Source organism: Novosphingobium panipatense, from assembly GCF_900182875.1.
Taxonomy (GTDB): Bacteria; Pseudomonadota; Alphaproteobacteria; order Sphingomonadales; family Sphingomonadaceae; genus Novosphingobium; species Novosphingobium panipatense.
Window position 1 is genome coordinate 565,672 of sequence record NZ_FXUI01000001.1, and the last position, 19,286, is coordinate 584,957.

Sequence of the window (19,286 nt, forward strand, 5' to 3'; positions counted from 1 at the left end):
AACGCCCCAGTGCCGGAGAGGCTCCGTCCAACCGGGCGTATCGGGCGGAGATGAGCCTTGGCGGCGACCGGCGCGGAAGCGCGCAGGCCACACCACGCGCGGGCGATGAGTGGCCTTGGGACGTCGCAAGGGTGTGGACGCCTCCGCCCTTCAACTGGCTTAACCTCTCCCGACGGCAGGCCATGGAGGAGAGCACCGGTGGATCACGATCTGCAGGCGATGATCGATCGCGAGGCGATACGAAACTGCGTCGCGCGGCTCGCGCGGGGGGAGGACAGGCGCAGCGCCGCTCTCATACGCGCCTGCTGGTGGCCGGACGCACGGTTCGACTACGGCGTTCACGGCGGAGACTTCGACGCCTATCTCGCATGGGTCGTTCCCGGCGCGGACGCGATCAAGAACACACAGCATCTGCTGGGGCAGACTTACATCGAACTGGCAAGCCGCGATCGCGCGCGCGCCGAAACGCATGTCTTCTCCTACCACCGCGTCGACATGGGCGCGGGGGACAGGGATACCTGCATCGGCGGCCGCTATCTCGACACCTTCGAGAAGCGGAACGGCGAATGGCGCATCGTTGGCAGGATCATGCTCTACGACTGGGAGCAGGACTGGGGAGCGGCCGCGGACTGGTCGAAGGGCGTGATGGGCTACCCTTTCACCGCCGACCATTTCTCGGGACGAGCAAAGAACGACTTCAGCGAAGGCTGGTTTTCGGGAGAGTTGAAATGAGTGCACCGCTTGTAGGGAAGGTGGCACTCGTCACCGGCGCCAGCCGAGGTATCGGGAAGGGCATCGCCCTGGCCCTGGCTGAGCAGGGGGCCACGGTGTACATCACCGGGCGCACGGTGAAGGAAGGCGACTACTATCTTCCCGGCACGGTCGGCGGCACCGCTGCGGAGTGCGACGAACGGGGTCGCGAGGCCGGAGGGCGGGGTATCGCGGTGGCGTGCGACCACAATGATGACGAAGCCGTTGCCGCCTTGTTCGGGCGCATCGCCTCGGAACAGGGTCGCCTCGACGTTCTCGTCAACAACGCCTTCACCATTTCGGAAGACCTGCTGGAGCCGAAGGGTTTCTGGGAAAAGCCGCTGTCCAACCTCGAGATGTGGGACGTGGGGGTCAGGTCGAACTACATTGCGGCCTGGCATGCCGCGCAAATCATGGTCCCGCAGAAGTCGGGCCTCATGGTCGCGATCTCGGGCTATGCGGCGGTGACGTATACCTATGGGGTGGTGTTTGGTACTTCGAAGTCGGCCGCGGACCGCATGGCCCGTGACATGGCCATCGAACTGGAGCCGCACGGGGTGGCCTCGCTCACGCTCTGGCAAGGGCTGACTCTTACTGAGAAGGCTCGCGACAATCTCGCCCGTATGGGTGACAAGATGACCACCACGATCACCTCCATGCAGGGCAGCAGCGTGGAGCATCCCGGGCGCGTCATCGCGGCGCTTGCCGCCGATCCTGCCGTGATGAAGCGGTCGGGCGGGCAATTCATCACGGCGGAGCTTGCTCAGGAATACGGCATCACCGACCTTGACGGCAGCATCATCGCCTCGGCCCGCGAACGGCGAGGCTCGCCCATCTGGAAGCCGATCTGCGAGGTGGACTACCGTGGCAAGTGATCGCGCCGCTCGCCTCGAGGCGATGCTAGACAAGCAGGAGATCCGCGAGTGCCTTGAAGCTTTCTCGCGCGGGATGGATCGGTTTGATCGCGCAACCTATCTCTCGGCCTTTTGGGAGGACGGAGTCATGGCCGCCGGCCCCTTCGTGGGCAGCCCTGCCGCGTGCTGGGACTGGGCTGTCCCGATGCACGAGGCGGGCCAGATACTGACGCACCACGCGCTGTTGCAGTCGAACATCGATGTCGAGGGCGACACCGCGCATGCGGAAACGTACTACCAGTTCATCGGCCGCAACCGCGACGAGAGCCTCTGGATGGCGGGAGGTCGCTATATCGATCGGCTGGAACGCCGCGGGGACATGTGGAAAATCGCGCTGCGGACGAACGTGATCGAATGGAGCTGCCTGCCCCCTCCGATGCCGGTGCCTTTCGCCGACGTTGCCGACATCGCCCTGAACGGCGTCTCCTCACGCAGCCTAGACGACCCGTCGTACCAGAGGCCGCTGGTGAACCGCCGGGAGGCCGCCGTTCCGGCTGCAAACTGACGCCGGAACGTTTGACTGACGCGCGCGCCTCAGCCGTGATACGTTCCGGCCGGGTTGCCAGTCACGCCGGCCTCGACTTCGAACAGCGCGCCATCGTAGTCCGATGGCGGCAGGCCCGTCGCGGCGGATGTCACGAACATGCGGTCCAGGTTCTCACCCGCGAAAGCAATGTTGGTGATGCGGCGGGCGGGCAGTTCGATCGACCGGTCGCGCGTGCCGTCGGGAGCGAAGCGGGTAATCCGGCCGCCATCCCAGTGGGCGACCCAGAGGAAGCCTTCGGCGTCGGTGGTCATGCCATCCGGGTAGCCATCCTCCTCGGCGAAGCGGATGAACTCCCGTCTCTCCTGCGCGCCGTTCTCGTCGAGCGTAAAGCGGTAGATCACACGCCGGCCGGTGTCGGCGTGATAGAGCCAGCCACCGCAAGGGGAGAAAGCGGGCCCGTTAGGCACCATGTAGCCGCTGTCGATCACCTGCCATTCGCCGGTGGGAGACAGCCGGTACAGTGACCCGTTCGCCTCTTCCTCGGCCATGTCCATGGTGCCGCACCAGATAGCGCCGTGCCGATCGGCCTTGCCGTCGTTCATGCGGTTGCCCGGGAGATGCGGCTCGGGATCGGTGCGCTCGTCCACATGGAACGGGTCGAGGGCGATGGCCGCGACGCCATCGCGGAAGCCACCGATGAGCCCGCCGGACGCCCGGGCCGCTACCCAGCCGAGCGGTGCGGGCATGTCCCAGCGCTGGATCGATCCGTCTGCCAGGATCAGCCGATTGAGAGCGGGAGCGAGAATGTCGACCCAGTAGAAGGCGCCGTCGCGCACGCTCCACATTGCGCCTTCGCCCAGCGTGTCGCGCACGTCGCGCTCGATCTTGCGCCAAAGGGTCATTGTCTCGTCCCGTCCCGTGTCGTCTTGTGAAAGCCCCCCCGTCGGCCGGCTCCGGGCCGCAGAGGAGGGGTACTCGCAGGCTTAGTGGTTGTCGCGGGGCAGACCCATGGTCTGCGCGATCCGCTGGTACTTTTCCGAGCCTTCCAGAATGGCCCCGGTGTCCATCTGGCCGACGAGCGCACGCTGGATTTCCTGCCACGGCGTCTGCGAGGCGGGGTACTTGTAGCCGCCAGCGGCCTCCAGAGCGGCACGGCGCGCGGCCAGTTCCTCATCCGAGATGAGCACGTCCACGCGGCCCTTCTTGAGGTCCATGCGTACCCGGTCGCCCGTTTCGAGCAGTGCCAAGCCACCCATCGCCGCCGCCTCTGGCGAGGCATTGAGGATGGACGGGCTGCCCGAAGTACCGGACTGGCGACCATCGCCGATACAGGGCAGGGCGCTGACGCCCTCGGTGATGAGGTAAGCTGGCGGACGCATGTTCACCACTTCCGCCGCACCCGGATAACCGATCGGGCCGGCGCCGCGCATGAAGAGCAGCGTTTCGGGCGTGATGCCGAGCGCCGGATCATCGATGCGGTGATGGTAGTCCTCCGGCCCGTCGAACACGACGGCGGGGCCTTCGAATGCGTCCGGATCTTCCGGGTTCGACAGATAGCGCGTGCGGAACTCATCCGAGATCACGCTGGTCTTCATGATCGCGGCGTCGAACAGGTTGCCCGAGAGCACCAGGAAGCCGGCCTCCTCGACCAGAGGCGTGTCGAAGGTCTTGATGACCTTGTCGTCCTCGATCGTGGCATCGCGGCAGTTGTCGCCGATCGTCTTGCCGTTGACGGTCATGGCGCCTTCCTTGATCAGGCCCTGGCCGATCAGCTGCGCCACAACGGCCGGTACGCCCCCGGCCCGGTAGTAATCCTCGCCCAGGTACTCGCCGGCCGGTTGCAGGTTCACCAGCAGCGGGATCTTGTGGCCGTAGGTTTCCCAATCCTTGAGCGGGAGGTCCACGCCGATATGGCGCGCGATTGCGGCCAGGTGGATCGGCGCGTTGGTCGACCCGCCGATGGCGGCGTTCACCACGATGGCGTTGTGGAACGCCTCGAGCGTCAGGACGTCCGAAGGCTTCAGGTCTTCGTGCACCATGTCGACGATGCGCTTGCCGGTGTGATAGGCGCATTCCTGACGGTCGCGGTAGGGTGCCGGGATCGCCGCCGAGCCGGGCAGCATCATGCCAAGCGCTTCGGCAAGCGAGTTCATCGTCGTCGCCGTGCCCATCGTGTTGCAGTAGCCGGTCGAGGGTGCCGACGAGGCGACGAGCTTGATGAAGCCGTCCGCATCCAGTTCGCCCGCCGCCATCATCTGGCGACCCTTCCACACGATGGTGCCCGAACCGGTACGTTCGCCCTTGTGCCAGCCGTTCAGCATCGGGCCCACGGACAGGGCGATCGCGGGGATGTTCACCGTCGCGGCTGCCATCAGCATTGCCGGCGTGGTCTTGTCGCAGCCGGTCGTCAGCACGACGCCATCGAGCGGGTAGCCGTACATCGCCTCGACGAGACCGAGGTACGACAGGTTGCGGTCCAGACCGGCGGTCGGGCGCTTGCCGGTTTCCTGGATCGGGTGAACCGGGAATTCCAGCGCGATGCCGCCCGCTTCGCGAATGCCTTCACGGATACGCTCGGCCAGCACCAGGTGATGGCGGTTGCAGGGCGACAGATCGCTGCCCGACTGGGCGATGCCGATGATCGGCTTGCCCGAACGCAGTTCCTCAAGGCTGAGGCCGAAGTTCAGGTAACGCTCCAGGTAGAGCGAGGTCATGTCGATGTTGTCGGGATTGTCAAACCACGCGCGGGAACGCAGCTTGCGACCAGAGGCTTCAGGTTTCGTGTCGGTCATGGAGTGTTCGTTTCGCTCTGGTTCAACGCGGGTTGGTGGTGACGCGGTAGATCATGACGTGCCGGTACGGCTTGCCGGGATCGACGCGCGTGGAAGGGAAGTTCGGGTGATTGGGCGAGTCAGGGAACCGCTGCGGCTCGAGCGCGATGCCGTCGCCCATACGGTAGAGGTGGCCCTGCTTGCCGATGTACGTGCCATCGAGGAAGTTGCCCGAATAGAACTGGATGCCAGGCTCGGTCGTCAGCACTTCGAGAACGCGTCCCGAGGCGGGATCTTCCAGGCGGGCGGCCAGTTCAGGCGTCTTCGTCACGCCCTTGTCGAGCGCGAAGTTGTGGTCGAAGCCCCGCCCATAGACGATTTGCTGGTCCGTGCCGTCACGAAGACCCATCGCCACCGGCTTGCCCTTACGGAAATCGAAGGGAGTGCCCTCGACGCGGCGCAGTTCGCCGGTCGGGATCAGCTTTTCGGTAACCGGCGTGTACGCGCTTGCCGGGATCGTCAGCACGTTGGTCATCGCATCGCGCTCCGAACCCTCACCCGCCATGTTGAAGATGGCGTGGTTGGTCATGTTAAGCACGGTCGGCTTGTCGGTCGTTGCATCGAAGACGATCTTGAGGTTGCCCGCCTCGTCCAGCGAATAAGTGACCTTGGTCCTGAGGGTGCCCGGATAACCCGAGTCGCCATCGGGGCTGACCAGCGAGAAGACCGCAGTTGCGACCTTACCGGACTTCACCGATTCCAGCTTCCAGTTCTGGACATCGAAGCCCTTGCCGCCGCCGTGCAGCGACTGCCCGTTGTCATTGCCCGGGAGCTGGTAGGTCTTGCCGTCCAGCGTGAACCGACCTTCGGCGATGCGATTGCCGTACCGGCCGATGGTTGCACCCCAATAGTTGGGACGCGTCTCGAAATCGCTGATCTTGTCGTAGGCAAGCAGCACGTCGGCCACCTTGCCGTTGCGGTCCGGCACGTCGAGCTTCCACAGGGTGGCGCCGAACGTCAGGATCGTGGCGGAGACGCCGTTTTCCGCCTTGAGAGTGACCGCCGTCACCGCCTTTCCGTCCGAGAGCGCGCCTGCAGGAGCCTGGGTCGCCTCGACTGCGAGTGCCGGGTTCGCTGCCACTGCAAGCGTCAGCGACGACGCCGCTGTCAATACGATGCCCTTGACCGTATTCCTCATTCCCTTAGCTCCCGCTTGCTTCTGCGTGATTCACGTTTTCTGAATAGTGTTCGCGCCGTAGCCATTGACGGCGTGCTGCTCGGCATATAGTCCGACAAATAGAAAGAGCGCAAGCCGGTTTGCTGAAGTGTGGCTGGCACGCCGTCAGATCGGCTCGGTTTACGAGAGGAATAACATGCCGCCAGTGGTCTCGTCCGGAGACGCCCCCGTCGTCCACACTCCTGCGGCAGGCGTCCGCTATGGGCCGGCGCTTGCGCTGCTCGCCAGCCTGTTCTTCATGTGGGGCTTCATAACCGTCATCAACAACACGCTACTGCCGCATCTGCGCAGCGTGTTCGAGCTGACCTACACGCAAACCACGCTGATCGAGTCGGTGTGGTTCATCGCGTACTTCGTTGCTTCCATTCCTTCCGCCAAGCTGATCGAGCGCATCGGGTATCAGAAGTCGCTGGTCACCGGCCTTCTGGTCATGGCTGCCGGCGCGCTGGGCATGATGCTCGCGGCAAGCATTCCGTCCTATGGCGTGACGCTGCTGATGCTTTTCGTCATCGCAAGCGGTATCACGCTGCTGCAGGTGGCGGCCAACCCCTATGTCGCGGTGGTCGGCAAGCCGGAGACGGCGTCGTCTCGCCTCAACCTCGTGCAGGCCCTGAACTCGGCCGGTACGATGCTGGCCCCGCTGTTTGGCGCCTATCTCATCCTCGGCCGCTCGAAAGGTGGCACGTCGACGGCAGGAACCGTGCTGACCGAAGCCGAGCGCCTCGCTGACGCGCAGTCGGTCATCCTGCCTTATGGGCTCGTGGCAGCAGCGCTGGTGGTGCTGGCCGTGGTCATCGCAAAGTTCCCGCTTCCGGCGATGGGTTCGGCAAACTCGCGCCTCGCGAAGGAGGAGCGCAAGAAGCATTCCTTGTGGAATCACCGCAACCTCGTGTGGGGCGTTCCTGCGATCTTCATTTACCTGATCGCTGAGATCGGCGTTGCCAACCTCTTCGTGAACTTCGTCAGCCAGCCCGAGATCGCCAACCTCACGCATGAGCAGGCCGGCAAGTACCTGACGTTCCTGTGGGGCGGAATGATGGTTGGCCGCTTTGCCGGGTCAGCGATCATGCAGCGCTTCGACGCAGCCAAGGTCCTGGCCTGCTTCTCGATCGGCGCGTTCGTCGTCATGCTGGTCACTGTCTTCACGACCGGTCCCGTCGCGATGTGGGCGCTGATCCTGGTGGGCCTGTTCCACTCGATCATGTTCCCCACCATCTTCACCCTTGGCATCAAGGGCCTGGGTCCGCTGACGGAAGAAGGTTCGGGTCTGCTCGTCATGGCGATCGCCGGCGGTGCGCTGGTCGTGGTGCAGGGCTGGCTTGCCGACAGCTACGGGCTGCAGACGTCGTTCCTCCTCACGGCGGCCTGCGAACTCTACGTCCTGTTCTACGCCCTGTGGGGCAGCAAGCCGACAAACGCCCTGCCTGAACTGCAAGCCGCCGAATAAGCGGCCTGCCTCGGCAGTGCACGGGAAAAGGCCCCGGCGAGATTTTCGCCGGGGCCTTTTTCGTTGCCTGCGGAAGTGGTGCCTGGTGAGTTGAGCGCCTTGGCGTCAGTCCTCCATCGAACTCCTCGTGTCCTCGAGCGCGAGATCCACGAGCGCGTTCATAGCCTCCGCGGCTGCGGCACTGTCACCCGCGGCGATGGCGTCGTAAACGCGGACGTGGTCGGGGATCGGGTTGCGGGGCAGGGCGCGGGCGCGCTGCTTGAACTGCGTCGTCCAGTTCACGGCCGCGCCGATCGATGCACTGAGAACGAGCAGGGCGTCGTTGCGGGTCGCTTGAAGGATGGCCTTGTGGAAATCCCGGTCGGCGGCGCGCCCGGCCTCTGTCGTCAGGGTGTGGCGGCGCATCGCGGTGAGTGCGTCCTTCATCGCCTTGAGATCCGCCTTGTCGCGGCGCTGGGCGGCGAGGCGGGCGGCTGCCGGTTCGACAATGGCGCGCAGTTCGAAAAGGCTGCGGACAAATTCGATGTCAGGCTCGGCGGCAAAGGCCCAGCCGAGTACTTCCGGGTCGAGCAGGTTCCACCGGTCGCGAGGCAGGACGCGGGTGCCCGCCTTGGGTCTGCTCGCCACAAGGCCCTTCGCGGAGAGGACCTGTATCGCCTCCCGGTAGGCGCTGCGCGACACCTGTAGCTCCTCCGAAAAGGCCACTTCGCCGGAAAGGATGTCGCCAGGAGCATATTTGCCTGACAAGATGGCCGTCCCCAGCTTGTGCGCGATCGCTCCGTGCAGGCGTCGCCCCGGTCCCCGAGCCTCTTCACCTGGTTTCATGTTCGCTTCGCTGTTTGAAAATTCAACATCTGGCACTGTCGGCAACTCCTCCTGCAGGGAAACTAACAGTGGTTGCCATTCGAAGGAACGACAAACATTGCCTTTCTGTCCTACACAGAATATGTCGGAGTAAATAGGGAGCCTGCAAATGACCGAATTCCGATCCATCAACGCTGCCACCGGCGAAGCTCACGGCGATCCCATCGCCATCAGCACTCCGGCAGACGTGGCGGCTGCCTGCGAAGCAGCGGCTGCTGCCTTCGACACGTACCGCGCGACCGACCGCGAGACGCGCGCGGCGTTCCTTGAGCGAATCGCTGAGGAAATCCTTGCCATTGGTGAGCCGCTGATCGAAGCCTACACCGCCGAAAGCGGCCTGCCGCGCGCACGCGGTGAAGGTGAGCGGGGTCGCACCGTGGGCCAGCTTCGTCTGTTCGCCGATGTCGTTCGCAAGGGCCAGTGGCAGCAGATCCGCATTGATCCCGCCATGCCCGATCGCGCGCCCCTGCCGCGTCCTGACCTGCGTCTGCGCATGATCGCAGTCGGCCCCGTCGCGGTGTTCGGTGCTTCGAACTTCCCGCTCGCGTTCTCGACTGCGGGGGGTGATACGGCATCGGCGCTGGCCGCCGGTTGCCCGGTGGTGGTGAAGGGCCATCCGGCTCATCCGATCACCGGCAGCCTCATCGCCGCCGCCATCACCAAGGCCGTCAGGGATGCGGGCCTGCCCGAAGGCGTGTTTCAGCACCTCGTCGGTCCGTCCAATGAACTCGGCGCCGCGCTCGTCCAGGATCCGCGGATCATGGCGGTTGGCTTCACCGGTTCGCGTGCGGGCGGTCTGGCTCTCGTCAAGCTTGCTCAGGCACGTGAAGTGCCGATCCCGGTCTATGCCGAAATGTCGAGCATCAACCCTGTCGTGCTCCTTCCCGAAGCGCTGAAGGCGCGCGGCGAGGCGCTTGGTGCGGCATTCGTGGGCTCGCTCACGATGGGTGCCGGGCAGTTCTGCACCAACCCGGGCCTGATCCTCGCCGTCGAAGGCGACGGCCTGGACGCGTTCGTCTCCGCAGCCTCGGCCGGCGTCTCGGGTGCCAAGCGCCAGACGATGCTGACCACCGGCATCGCTTCGGCCTATGCCAAGGGCGTGCAGACCCTGTCGGCGCTTCCGGGCGTCGAGAAGCTGGCCGAAGGCGAACTGGGCTCCACCACCTGCGGCGGCGCCGTCCTGTTCCAGACGACGGCCGAGAAGTTCCTTGCCGACAAGGCCATGGGCGATGAAGTCTTCGGCGCGTCCTCGGTGATCGTGCGCTGCAAGGACGAGGGCGAACTGCTTGCGGTTCTCGAAGGTCTCGAAGGGCAGCTCACCGCAACGCTGCACATGGACGACGCCGACGAAGGCACGGCTTCGCGCCTGCTTCCGGTGCTTGAGCGCAAGGTCGGTCGTATCCTCGCCAACGGCTGGCCGACCGGTGTCGAAGTATCGCATGCCATGGTGCATGGTGGCCCGTTCCCCTCGACCTCCGACCCGCGTACCACGTCGGTCGGCAGCCTGGCGATCGACCGCTTCCTGCGTCCCGTGAGCTACCAGAATCTTGCGCAGGGCCTGCTGCCCGCAGAACTGCGTGACGATGCCTTCGGCGACGGCGCTCCGCGCCTGATCGACGGCAAGCTTACCCTCAACTGATCCAGCCAACCTCGCGGCGCGTCCTGAAGAAGGCGCGCCGCGTTGGGAGAGTTACATGTCTTATCTTCGACTGCTCCAGCATCTGAGCGCCGATGGCGTGCGTTCGGTCATCCTTGCCGAAGGCGAGGCCGCTCATTTCCTTCCCGGCGTTGCCAGCGTTCGCGAACTCGCGCTGGGCGCGATTGCTTCGGGCCACACCCTTGCCGAAGCCGCGAAGGCGGCGGGGCAGGGCGAGGCGGTGGACATCGCTGCCGAATTCGCGGCCGGGCGTCTGCTTGCCCCGATCGACCACGAGGATGGCGCACACCTCCTGCTTGCCGGCACCGGCCTCACGCACCTCGGTTCCGCCGAAGGGCGCGACAAGATGCACAAGGCCGCGGAAGCGGGTGAGCATGTGACCGATTCCATGCGCATGTTCCTCGAAGGCCTCGAGGGCGGCAAGCCGGCGGCGGGTGAAATCGGCCAGCAGCCGGAGTGGTTCTACAAGGGCGACGGTTCGCAGCTCGTCGGACCGACCGACGACCTTGCGATGCCCAGCTTCGCCAAGGACGGCGGGGAAGAGCCGGAACTGGCCGGTATCTACCTCATCGGTGAAGACGGCACCCCTTACCGCCTCGGCCTTGCTCTTGCGAACGAGTTCTCGGACCACGTGACCGAGCGCCACAACTATCTGTGGCTCGCTCATTCCAAGCTGCGGCAGGCGGCTCTCGGGGCGGAACTGCTGCTTGGCACGCCGCCCTCGCACATCGAAGGTACCTGCAAGATCCTGCGTGGCGGCGAAACGATCTGGGAAAAGCCTTTCCTCTCCGGCGAAGGCAACATGTCCCACAGCTTCGACAACCTCGAGCATCATCACTTCAAGTACGACCTGTTCCGCCGCCCCGGTGACGTGCACGTGCACTTCTTCGGCACAGCGACGCTGTCCTTCGCGGATGGCGTGCAGACCGAGGAAGGCGACGTGTTCCAGATCTCGGCCGCGCCGTTCACGCTGCCCGTCGCCAACAGGCTGGTGCGCGCGCAGGAACGTGCGGTCTCGGTCAAGGCGCTCTGAGCGATGGATCCGATCCGTATTGCCGTGGTGGGCGTGGGCAAGATCGCCCGCGACCAGCACCTGCCGGCCATAGCCGGCAACAAGGCGTTCAGCCTGGCTGCCACGGTCAGCCCGCATGATCCGGGCGTCGAGGGTATTCCCCACGCGAAGAGCCTGGAAGAGCTGATCGAGAACGGCCCGGCTATCGACGCGGTGGCTCTCTGCACGCCGCCGCAGGTGCGCTACGATCTGGCGGTGCAGGCTCTTCGCAAGGGCATGCATGTGTTCCTTGAAAAGCCCCCGGGCGCCACGCTGGCCGAAGTCGCCGCGCTGTCGAGCCGGGCCGAGAATGTCGGGGTGACGCTGTTCGCGGCCTGGCACTCGCGCTTTGCCGCAGGGGTTGCCCCGGCCCGGGCGTGGCTGGCCGAACGGCGAATCGAGAAGGTCTCCATCGTCTGGCGCGAAGACGTGCGCGTATGGCACCCGGGTCAGGCCTGGATCTGGCAGCCCGGTGGTCTCGGCGTCTTCGATCCGGGCATCAACGCCCTTTCGATCGTCACGCACATCCTGCCGCGTCCGATGTTCCTGAAGACGGCAACGCTGGAGATCCCCGCGAACCGGGCGGCGCCGATCGCTGCGGATATTCAGTTCTGCAACACGGCCGGTGCGCCCATTCACATGGACCTCGACTGGCGCCAAACGGGCCCGCAATCGTGGGACATCGTGGTCGAAACCGACGCGGGCACGCTGAAGCTGTCAAACGGGGGCGCGGTGCTGACGCTGCCGAGCGGAACCGAGCATAACGAGGACATGGAGTATCCGGGCCTCTACGCGCGGTTTGCCAATCTCATCCGGGGTGGCCGCAGCGATGTGGACGTTTCCCCGCTTCGGCTCGTGGCCGACGCGTTCCTGCGCGGACACCGCAAGGTTGTCGACGAATTCCACGATTGATCATCCCTAGGGAGGGGTATGAAATGATGAAAACTATCCGCCGCACGTCGCTCGCCATGCTGATGGCGGCGACGGCTCTCTCGGTGCCGGTCCAGGCCGACACCAACGGTCAGCCGACCACAGCCACGATCGAGGCTTCCAAGCCGGGTCCGGTCTACCAGAAGGAAATCTTCACTCAGTTCGCCGAGCACCTCGGCACCGGGATCTATGGCGGCCTCTGGGTCGGCAAGAACAGCAAGATCCCGAACACGAACGGCTTCCGCAACGACGTCGTAAGCGCGCTTCGGGACCTGTCGGTTCCCGTTATTCGCTGGCCCGGCGGCTGCTTTGCGGACGAGTACAACTGGCGCGAAGGCATCGGCGCGCAGTCGAAGCGGCCGGTCAAGATCAACACGCACTGGGGCGGCGTGACCGAGCCGAACACTGTGGGTACGCACGAGTTCTTCGAGCTCATCCGCCAGGTGGGCGCGGAAGCCTACGTCGCCGGTAACGTCGGCAACGGAACTCCGCGAGAGATGGCCGAGTGGGTCGAGTACATGACCTCTCCGGCCGGTTCGCTCGCGGATGAGCGCGCCAGGAATGGCCATAAGGAACCGTGGAAGGTCAAGTACTTCGGTGTCGGCAACGAATTGTGGGGCTGCGGCGGCAACATGCGTCCGGAGTTCGCTGCGGACGAGACGCGCCGTTACGCGACCTTCATCAAGGCTCCGGCGGGCACCAAGATTCTGAAGATCGCCGCTGGCGCCAACGTCGATGACTACAATTGGACGGAGACGATGATGCGCGTCGCGGCGCCGCAGCTCGACGGCGTCTCACTCCACTACTACGTGCACCCAGCCGGTGGCTGGCCCCCGCGTGCACCCGCCGTGGACTTCGACGAGAACGGCTGGGCCGATGCGCTGAACGGCGCCCGCAAGATGGACGAGCTGATCACCAAACATTCGGCCATCATGGACAAGTACGATCCCGAGAAGCGCGTCTTCCTTGCCGTGGACGAGTGGGGTTCGTGGTACGCTCAGGATCCAGGCACGCACCCGGGATTCCTGCGCCAGCAGAACACCCTGCGTGACGCCCTGATTGCGTCGGTGCATCTCGACATCTTCGCCAAGCATGCCGATCGCGTCCGCATGACCGCCATCGCGCAGATGGTGAACGTGCTGCAGGCGATGATCTTCACCGAAGGCAATAAGATGGTGCTGACGCCCACCTATCACGTCTTCGAGATGTACAAGCCCTGGCAGGACGCGACCGTGCTGCCAATCACCATCAAGTCGCCCTGGTACTCGAAGGACCAGTTCACGATGCCGGCGGTGAGTGGCTCGGCTGTCCGTGGCAAGGATGGCAAGGTACATGTTGCGTTGTCTAACCTGGACCCGAACACAGCGAACAGCGTGACGATCAATCTGGACGGCGTCAGTGCGTCGGGCGTGACCGGCCGCATCCTGACGGCACCGGCGATCAACTCGCACAACACCTTCGACGCTCCCGAGGTGGTCAAGCCTGCGGTGTTCTCGGGTGCGACGGTGCAGGGCGGGCAGCTGTCCGTCACGTTGCCGGCCAAGTCGGTCGTCGTGCTCGAACTGCAATGAGGGGGCTGCTTCTCACAGGTCTCGCAGCGCTGGCTTTCGCCGGCGCTGCACAGGCCCAGCAGGTAGGCGAAAAGGGCGCCGGGACGCTGAATGCCCAGCTTTCCGGTGATCTGACGGTCCACGACCCGGTTATCATTCGCGCCGATGACACGTATTACGTGTTCAGCACCGTGGGAAAGTACATCGGTATCAAGACGTCCACGGACCTGAAGAGCTGGAAGGATGCCGGTGCGGTGTTCTCCCAGATCCCGGCATGGGCGAAGCAGGCCATCCCGGGCACTGACGGCTTATGGGCGCCCGACATCTCCTATGTGAACGGCGAGTACCGCCTGTACTACTCCGTTTCCACCTTCGGATCCAACCGCTCCGCCATCGGACTTGCGACGAGCCCCGTGCTTGGCGCGAAGGCGAAGTGGAAGGACCGTGGCCTCGTGGTGATGTCGACCAAGGAAGACGACTTCAACGCGATCGATCCTAATTTCGTGGTCGACGCCGAGGGGCGACACTGGCTGTCGCTGGGCAGCTTCTGGAGTGGCCTCAAGCTGTTTCCGCTGGACCCGAAGACCGGTAAGGTCGCACAAGGTGCGGAGCCTTACTCCATCGCCCGTCGCCTGGCGCCTGCGGGCGGACCTGCGCCGGTGGAAGCGCCGTTCATCGTACCGCACGGTGGCTGGTATTACCTGATCGCGTCCTATGACTACTGCTGCAAGGGCGTGAACAGCACCTACTACACGGTCGTGGGCCGCGCCAAGAAGATCACGGGGCCGTACCGTGGCAAGGATGGCAGCGACATGATGATGGGCGGAGGCTCGATCCTGCTGCGCTCGGATCTGCAGGAACAGCAGCGTTTCCGTGGTCCGGGGCATGCAGGCGCCTTTACCGACAAGGATGGCACCACCTACCTGGCCTACCACGCATACGACAAGCAGGCCGACGGCCGGCCGACCCTGCGCATCGCGCCTTTGCGCTGGGATGCGGATGGCTGGCCCGGCGCCGAATACTGACACCCACCCTGGCGCCCCGGTGCTGAGCCGGGGCGCCTTTTTTCCATAAACCGGAAGAGGACCGCCATGAACTTTCCGCTTTCGCGCCGCGCCTTCGCCGCTGGCGCCGCCATGCTTCCGATCGCCTGTTCGCCCAATGCGCGGGCCGGTTTCACGAGCCCTCCCGGCCCGGGCGCGGCGACGTCGAGCCTCGGGCTCGCCTCGAACCCGCTCGTGCGGCAGCGGGCCGACACTCAGATCTTCCGCCACGACGACGGCTGGTACTATCTGATCGGCTCGGTACCCGAGTACGATCGACTTGCCCTTCGTCGCTCGCGGACGCTCGCCGGACTGGCCAATGCGGAAGAGCGCGTGCTGTGGCGGCATGAGGCGAGCGGCCCGATGTCCGGTTTCCTCTGGGCGCCGGAACTGCATTATGTGGACGGCCGCTGGATCGTCTACTTCGCGGCCGGGCCCAGCGGCGGGGGCGAGGACGTGTTCCGTATCCGCACGTTCGCGGTTGTCTGCGACAGCCAGGATCCGATGACCGGCAACTGGTCCGTCCTCGGAGAGTTCAAGGCGCCCTGGGACAGCTTCAACCTCGATTCCACGATCTTCACTCATCGCGGCGTGCGCTACTTCTCCTGGGCCCAGCGCGAGCCCGGCATCGACACCAATTCGAACGTCTACATCGCGCGCATGAAGGATGCGCTGACCCTGGGCTCCGCCCCGACGCGGCTGACGGTTCCGACGCTCGACTGGGAGGTCCGCGGCTTCAAGGTGAACGAGGGTTCGGCGTTTATCGTCAAGAACGGGCGCATCTTCATGACCTATTCGGCCAGCGCCACCGATGCCCGCTACTGCATGGGCCTTCTGACGGTCGATGAAGGCGCGGACCTCCTCGATGCGCGCGCCTGGACGAAGTCGCAGGAGCCAGTGTTCGAGACCTGCCGGGAAACCTCGGTCTACGGTCCGGGGCACAACAGCTTCACCGTCGACGAGCAGGGCAGGGACATACTTGTCTATCACGGCCGTGACTACGAAGCGATCCAGGGCGATCCGCTGTTCAACCCGGATCGGCACACGCGCATCCAGCGTCTCTATTTTGGCGCCGATGGGAGCCCGGATTTCGGCGTACCGGTCGGAAACGGTCCGCTGCCGGAACGCTTTTCTCCAGCGGTGCGCCGCGCCGCGTTCCTGGCCCACGCGGGCGAGCGCCTGCTGGTGGGCAGTGCACCGCTGGCGCAGACGCAGTTCCGTTCCGTCCCCACGGGAGACGGCAGCGTTCGGCTTTCGCCGATCCTAAAGCCGGATCACTGCCTGGTCGCTAAAGCGGACGGAACGGTCAGCCTCATGGCGCAATCGGCCGTAGCGACGAGCGGCGGTTCCGACCGGTTCCGGCGCGAGGAGGGAAGCTCGGGTGGAACGGTTCGCTTTATGTGCCAGGCGTTTAGCGGTCGTGCTCTGGCGCATTCGTCAGACAAGGTCACGCTTGCCGCTGCCTCGGACCCGGCCGCAGCCTGGCTTCTGGACTAACTTAGAAGGTCACCTAAGGTGCGGAAAACCGCGGTTTTCCGCACCTTACGCGTCATCTAGGTCACACTGCAGCATCTTTTTTCACGGCGGCATCTATTTCCTCTTGCACCTCAATTGTCTGACTAATAATCAGCACGGGTAGTGTCGGGGCATGGTAATGGGCCAGCCCCCATGGGAGGGATGATCCATGGCATTCAAGCCATTCGTTTTCTGCACCGCATCTGTATTCGCACTGAGCTTTGCCTCGGTTGCTCAGGCTCAGGACGCAGCGCCGCAGGCGACTGCCGATGCCGAAGCCAGCGCCGAAGACATCATCGTGACGGGTGTGCGTGCCTCGATCGTCGGCGCCATCAACAGCCGCAGGGAAAACGTCCAGATCGTCGACTCGATCGTCGCCGAGGACGTGGGCAAGTTGCCTGACAATAACGTCGTTGAAGCGCTGCAGCGTGTCACCGGCATCCAGGTGACCGACCGTGCGGGCGGTGAAGCCGCCGTCATCACGATCCGCGGCCTGCCCGATCCGGTCACCACCTGGAATGGTCGCAACATCTTCACGGCGGCAGGCACCTCCTTTGCCCTGCAAGACGTCTCGGCGAACCTCGTCAAGAAGATCGACGTCTACAAGACGCGCTCGGCCGACCAGCTCGAGTTCGGCCTCGCCGGCCAGATCGACGTCCAGACCCGCCGCCCCTTCGATTTCGACGGCCTTACCGTTTCGGGTCTCGCGCGCGGGATCTACAGCGAGCTCGCGGACGAGGTGAACCCCAACGCCGCGCTGCTCGTCAGCGATCGCTGGGAAACCGGCATCGGTGAGATCGGCCTGCTGGTGAACGCCAGCTACACCCGTTACAAGTACCGCAACCAGAACGTGCAGGCGGGCGCTCTCGTGCCCTTCGCCACCGAGAACCCGCCGGAGGGGACCTGGCTCACGCCGCTCCAGCGCATCTTCCCGAACACGGACCCGAACAACCCGTACTGGACGCCCGGACTCAACGCCGGCCTGCCGACCACGCCGGGCTCGACGCTGAACATCGACGGCGTCCAGGTGCCGTACTACCTCTCGCGCGACGCGGTCATCAGCTCCGACCTCTACGGCAAGCGCGAGCGTCCTTCGGTCAACGCGGCGCTGCAGTGGGCGCCGAATGAGAGCTCCACTTACACCGCCGAGTTCTACTACACCGGCTTCCGCGGCAGCACTTTCAACTCGCTGATGTTCAGCTATGCCGACTGGTGGGGCAGCCTGGGCGACAACCCGGGTGACACCTTCGAGCTCTACGACGGCACCAACATCATCAAGTCGCGTCGCATGGGCGACGTTGCCGGCTTCAACAGCGGCGATTACGCGACCAACCGGACGGACAGTTACGTTTACGCGCTGAACGCGGATTGGGATGTGGGCGAGCGCGGCAAGATCACCGCCGACCTGACTTACCAGGACAGCAAGAACGAGACCTCGTTCTTCGCGATGCGCACCAACCGTGGACCGCTGGACCTCGACGTCGACTTCAACGCCGGCGGCGGCATCCCGTCCTACAGCTTCGGTACGCCCGAAGTGCTGACCGACCCCAACGCCTGGACCGTGGGCGACCTGTTCGACAACGGCAACAAGGCCAAGGGTAGCGCCTGGACGTTCATGCTCGACGGTCACTACGACTGGGACGAGGGCTTCCTGCGCCGCGTAAAGGCGGGCTTCCGCTATGACAACCGCAAGGCCAGCACCTTCGTGCGTGAGCAGAGCGCTGGCGCGCTCGGCGGCACCCTGGCCTCGCTCGGCAGCCAGTATGCCTTCACCAACAGCGGCTTCTTCGACGGCCGCGCGGACGTGCCGACCAGCTGGGTGCTGGCGAACGGCCCGGCGCTCTACAAGAACGCGGACGCCATCCGCTCGCTGTACCAGACGGTGAATCCGGCCCTGCTGCTGTCGGACCAGATGTCCTTCGACAGGGTCTTCGACATCAACGAAGTTACCATGTCGGCCTACCTGCTGGCTGATGGCGAGGTCGAGGTCTTCGGTCGTCCCCTGCTGGTCGAAGGCGGCGCCCGCCTCGTGGCGATCGATACCGACTATAACTACTTCGACCGCTACAACGACATGGCGCGCACCAGCGTCTCGACCGGCCAGGTCAAGCTGCTTCCCAGCTTCACCGCCCGCTACGAAATCACGCCGAACCTGCGCGTGCGCTTCAACTACGGCCAGACGCTGCGTCGTCCCGCCTTCGCTGACCTCAACCCGAACGTGAGCCTGACCGGCGACCTCTCGGGCGTGGGCTTCGGCACCGGTGCTGCAGGCAATGCGAACCTGCGCGCGACTGAGTCGAAGAACTACGACCTGGCGTTGGAGTGGTATTTCGAGCGCAACAGCGCGATCTACGTGACGGCCTTCCGCCGCGAGATCGAAGGTCTGGTGGTTCCGCTCACCACGCTTGAGTACATCCCGGACAACCCGATCATGGGCGGCACGGCGACCGACTACTTCCAGGTCACTCGTCCGACCAACGCGTCCGACGGCGTTCTCAAGGGCGTGGAAATCGGTCTGACCTATTTCCCGACGTACCTGCCGAGCATCCTCGACGGCCTGGGCTTCCAGGGCAGCGCGACGATCCTGGACTCCGAGCAGACGATCCCGGAGACGGACGCGGCAGGTAACACCGTGCTGACCCGCTCGGCGTTCTTCGCGGTGTCGAAGTTCTCGTACAACGCCACGCTTGCCTACGAGCGCGGTCCGATCGGAGCCCGCCTCTCGTACGTCTGGCGCAAGGGCTTCCTTAACAACAACGAGGCCCGTGCCTTCGCCAACCCGATCGGCATGTGGCGCCAGCCTGAGGACAGCCTCGACCTTCAGCTGACGCTGAACGTCAACGAAGACATCGCCGTCACCTTCGACGCGGTGAACCTCACCAAGTCGAAGCAGCAGAACTACTACAAGTACGGTGATGCCGGCGGTGCCGACCTGATGAACTCGAGCACGCTCCTCCTCGACCGGACGTTCGCCCTCGGCGTGCGCTTCAAGTTCGACTGACCTGAACTGTCCGACCAGCTGTGACGGTATCGCCATTCCGTCGCAGCTGGCACAGGGCGGCCGTTTGTC

At 64.7% G+C, this 19,286-nt stretch carries 15 protein-coding genes; 11 read left to right on the plus strand and 4 right to left on the minus strand.

What is annotated here, in order from left to right; genetic code table 11:
• The first annotated feature begins 198 nt into the window (after positions 1–198).
• From QOL62_RS02670 to QOL62_RS02680, 3 genes are read left to right on the plus strand one after another with little or no spacing between them, the layout of a single operon-like run.
• Positions 199–732 carry a nuclear transport factor 2 family protein gene (locus QOL62_RS02670; protein WP_283405073.1) on the plus strand — a complete coding sequence of 178 codons (534 nt, stop codon included), beginning with the start codon at positions 199–201 and terminating at the stop codon, positions 730–732.
• Positions 729–1,625, plus strand: a complete 897-nt coding sequence (locus tag QOL62_RS02675) for an SDR family NAD(P)-dependent oxidoreductase (protein WP_283405074.1) — start codon at positions 729–731, stop codon at positions 1,623–1,625. Before QOL62_RS02670 ends, QOL62_RS02675 begins: the two co-directional genes overlap by 4 nt.
• Entirely contained in the window at positions 1,615–2,169 is a 555-nt protein-coding gene (locus QOL62_RS02680) for a nuclear transport factor 2 family protein (RefSeq protein ID WP_283405075.1), read from the plus strand. Before QOL62_RS02675 ends, QOL62_RS02680 begins: the two co-directional genes overlap by 11 nt.
• Positions 2,170–2,198: 29 nt before the next feature.
• Here QOL62_RS02680 and QOL62_RS02685 read toward each other — a convergent pair whose 3' ends face one another.
• The 3 genes from QOL62_RS02685 to QOL62_RS02695 all read right to left on the minus strand — a co-directional run bounded on the left by QOL62_RS02685 (position 2,199) and on the right by QOL62_RS02695 (position 6,120).
• A complete protein-coding gene (locus QOL62_RS02685; protein WP_103727833.1) occupies positions 2,199–3,053 on the minus strand; it encodes an SMP-30/gluconolactonase/LRE family protein in 855 nt (284 codons plus the stop codon).
• An 81-nt stretch (positions 3,054–3,134) separates the two neighbouring features.
• Positions 3,135–4,943 (minus strand): IlvD/Edd family dehydratase, encoded by a 1,809-nt coding sequence (locus tag QOL62_RS02690; RefSeq protein ID WP_103727832.1) that lies wholly within the window; start codon positions 4,941–4,943, stop codon positions 3,135–3,137.
• Between the two features lie 22 nt (positions 4,944–4,965).
• The gene (locus tag QOL62_RS02695; RefSeq protein WP_283405076.1) at positions 4,966–6,120 is read right to left on the minus strand and encodes an aldose epimerase family protein; all 1,155 of its coding nucleotides are present in this window, start codon (positions 6,118–6,120) and stop codon (positions 4,966–4,968) included.
• 175 nt (positions 6,121–6,295) lie between these two features.
• Between QOL62_RS02695 and QOL62_RS02700 the strand changes: the two genes are divergently transcribed.
• Positions 6,296–7,606 (plus strand): sugar MFS transporter, encoded by a 1,311-nt coding sequence (locus tag QOL62_RS02700; protein ID WP_283405077.1) that lies wholly within the window; start codon positions 6,296–6,298, stop codon positions 7,604–7,606.
• Between the two features lie 105 nt (positions 7,607–7,711).
• Here the strand turns inward: QOL62_RS02700 and QOL62_RS02705 are convergent, their stop codons facing one another.
• Positions 7,712–8,431: a FadR/GntR family transcriptional regulator gene (locus tag QOL62_RS02705; RefSeq protein WP_199183751.1), complete on the minus strand. Its 720-nt coding sequence runs from the start codon at positions 8,429–8,431 to the stop codon at positions 7,712–7,714.
• A 148-nt stretch (positions 8,432–8,579) separates the two neighbouring features.
• On the opposite strand from QOL62_RS02705, the gene QOL62_RS02710 reads away from it, so the two are divergent.
• From QOL62_RS02710 to QOL62_RS02740, 7 genes are all read left to right on the plus strand, one after another.
• Positions 8,580–10,109, plus strand: a complete 1,530-nt coding sequence (locus QOL62_RS02710) for an aldehyde dehydrogenase (NADP(+)) (RefSeq protein ID WP_283405078.1) — start codon at positions 8,580–8,582, stop codon at positions 10,107–10,109.
• Positions 10,110–10,164: 55 nt separating this feature from the next.
• On the plus strand, positions 10,165–11,160 hold the full coding sequence (araD1, locus tag QOL62_RS02715) for an AraD1 family protein (protein ID WP_283405079.1): 996 nt from the start codon (positions 10,165–10,167) through the stop codon (positions 11,158–11,160).
• Between the two features lie 3 nt (positions 11,161–11,163).
• Positions 11,164–12,090, plus strand: a complete 927-nt coding sequence (locus tag QOL62_RS02720) for a Gfo/Idh/MocA family protein (protein WP_283405080.1) — start codon at positions 11,164–11,166, stop codon at positions 12,088–12,090.
• Positions 12,091–12,113: 23 nt separating this feature from the next.
• Positions 12,114–13,679: an alpha-N-arabinofuranosidase gene (locus tag QOL62_RS02725; protein ID WP_283405081.1), complete on the plus strand. Its 1,566-nt coding sequence runs from the start codon at positions 12,114–12,116 to the stop codon at positions 13,677–13,679.
• Complete coding sequence (locus QOL62_RS02730) at positions 13,676–14,683, plus strand: arabinan endo-1,5-alpha-L-arabinosidase (protein WP_283405082.1); 1,008 nt, start codon at positions 13,676–13,678, stop codon at positions 14,681–14,683. Before QOL62_RS02725 ends, QOL62_RS02730 begins: the two co-directional genes overlap by 4 nt.
• Positions 14,684–14,749: 66 nt before the next feature.
• Positions 14,750–16,198, plus strand: coding sequence for a glycoside hydrolase family 43 protein (locus QOL62_RS02735; protein WP_283405083.1), 1,449 nt, complete (start codon positions 14,750–14,752; stop codon positions 16,196–16,198).
• Positions 16,199–16,385: 187 nt separating this feature from the next.
• Entirely contained in the window at positions 16,386–19,217 is a 2,832-nt protein-coding gene (locus tag QOL62_RS02740) for a TonB-dependent receptor (protein WP_283405084.1), read from the plus strand.
• The last annotated feature ends 69 nt before the right edge of the window (positions 19,218–19,286 follow it).

What these genes read in the sequence shown, in the direction of transcription:
- QOL62_RS02675 (WP_283405074.1), top strand. Translation starts at nt 729, where the DNA reads ATGAGTGCACCGCTTGTAGGGAAGGTGGCACTCGTCACCGGCGCCAGC.
- QOL62_RS02700 (WP_283405077.1), top strand. Translation starts at nt 6,296, where the DNA reads ATGCCGCCAGTGGTCTCGTCCGGAGACGCCCCCGTCGTCCACACTCCT.
- QOL62_RS02730 (WP_283405082.1), top strand. Translation starts at nt 13,676, where the DNA reads ATGAGGGGGCTGCTTCTCACAGGTCTCGCAGCGCTGGCTTTCGCCGGC.
- QOL62_RS02735 (WP_283405083.1), top strand. Translation starts at nt 14,750, where the DNA reads ATGAACTTTCCGCTTTCGCGCCGCGCCTTCGCCGCTGGCGCCGCCATG.
- QOL62_RS02695 (WP_283405076.1), bottom strand. Translation starts at nt 6,120, where the DNA reads ATGAGGAATACGGTCAAGGGCATCGTATTGACAGCGGCGTCGTCGCTG.
- QOL62_RS02725 (WP_283405081.1), top strand. Translation starts at nt 12,114, where the DNA reads ATGATGAAAACTATCCGCCGCACGTCGCTCGCCATGCTGATGGCGGCG.
- QOL62_RS02740 (WP_283405084.1), top strand. Translation starts at nt 16,386, where the DNA reads ATGGCATTCAAGCCATTCGTTTTCTGCACCGCATCTGTATTCGCACTG.
- QOL62_RS02690 (WP_103727832.1), bottom strand. Translation starts at nt 4,943, where the DNA reads ATGACCGACACGAAACCTGAAGCCTCTGGTCGCAAGCTGCGTTCCCGC.
- QOL62_RS02720 (WP_283405080.1), top strand. Translation starts at nt 11,164, where the DNA reads ATGGATCCGATCCGTATTGCCGTGGTGGGCGTGGGCAAGATCGCCCGC.
- araD1 (WP_283405079.1), top strand. Translation starts at nt 10,165, where the DNA reads ATGTCTTATCTTCGACTGCTCCAGCATCTGAGCGCCGATGGCGTGCGT.
- QOL62_RS02685 (WP_103727833.1), bottom strand. Translation starts at nt 3,053, where the DNA reads ATGACCCTTTGGCGCAAGATCGAGCGCGACGTGCGCGACACGCTGGGC.
- QOL62_RS02710 (WP_283405078.1), top strand. Translation starts at nt 8,580, where the DNA reads ATGACCGAATTCCGATCCATCAACGCTGCCACCGGCGAAGCTCACGGC.
- QOL62_RS02705 (WP_199183751.1), bottom strand. Translation starts at nt 8,431, where the DNA reads ATGAAACCAGGTGAAGAGGCTCGGGGACCGGGGCGACGCCTGCACGGA.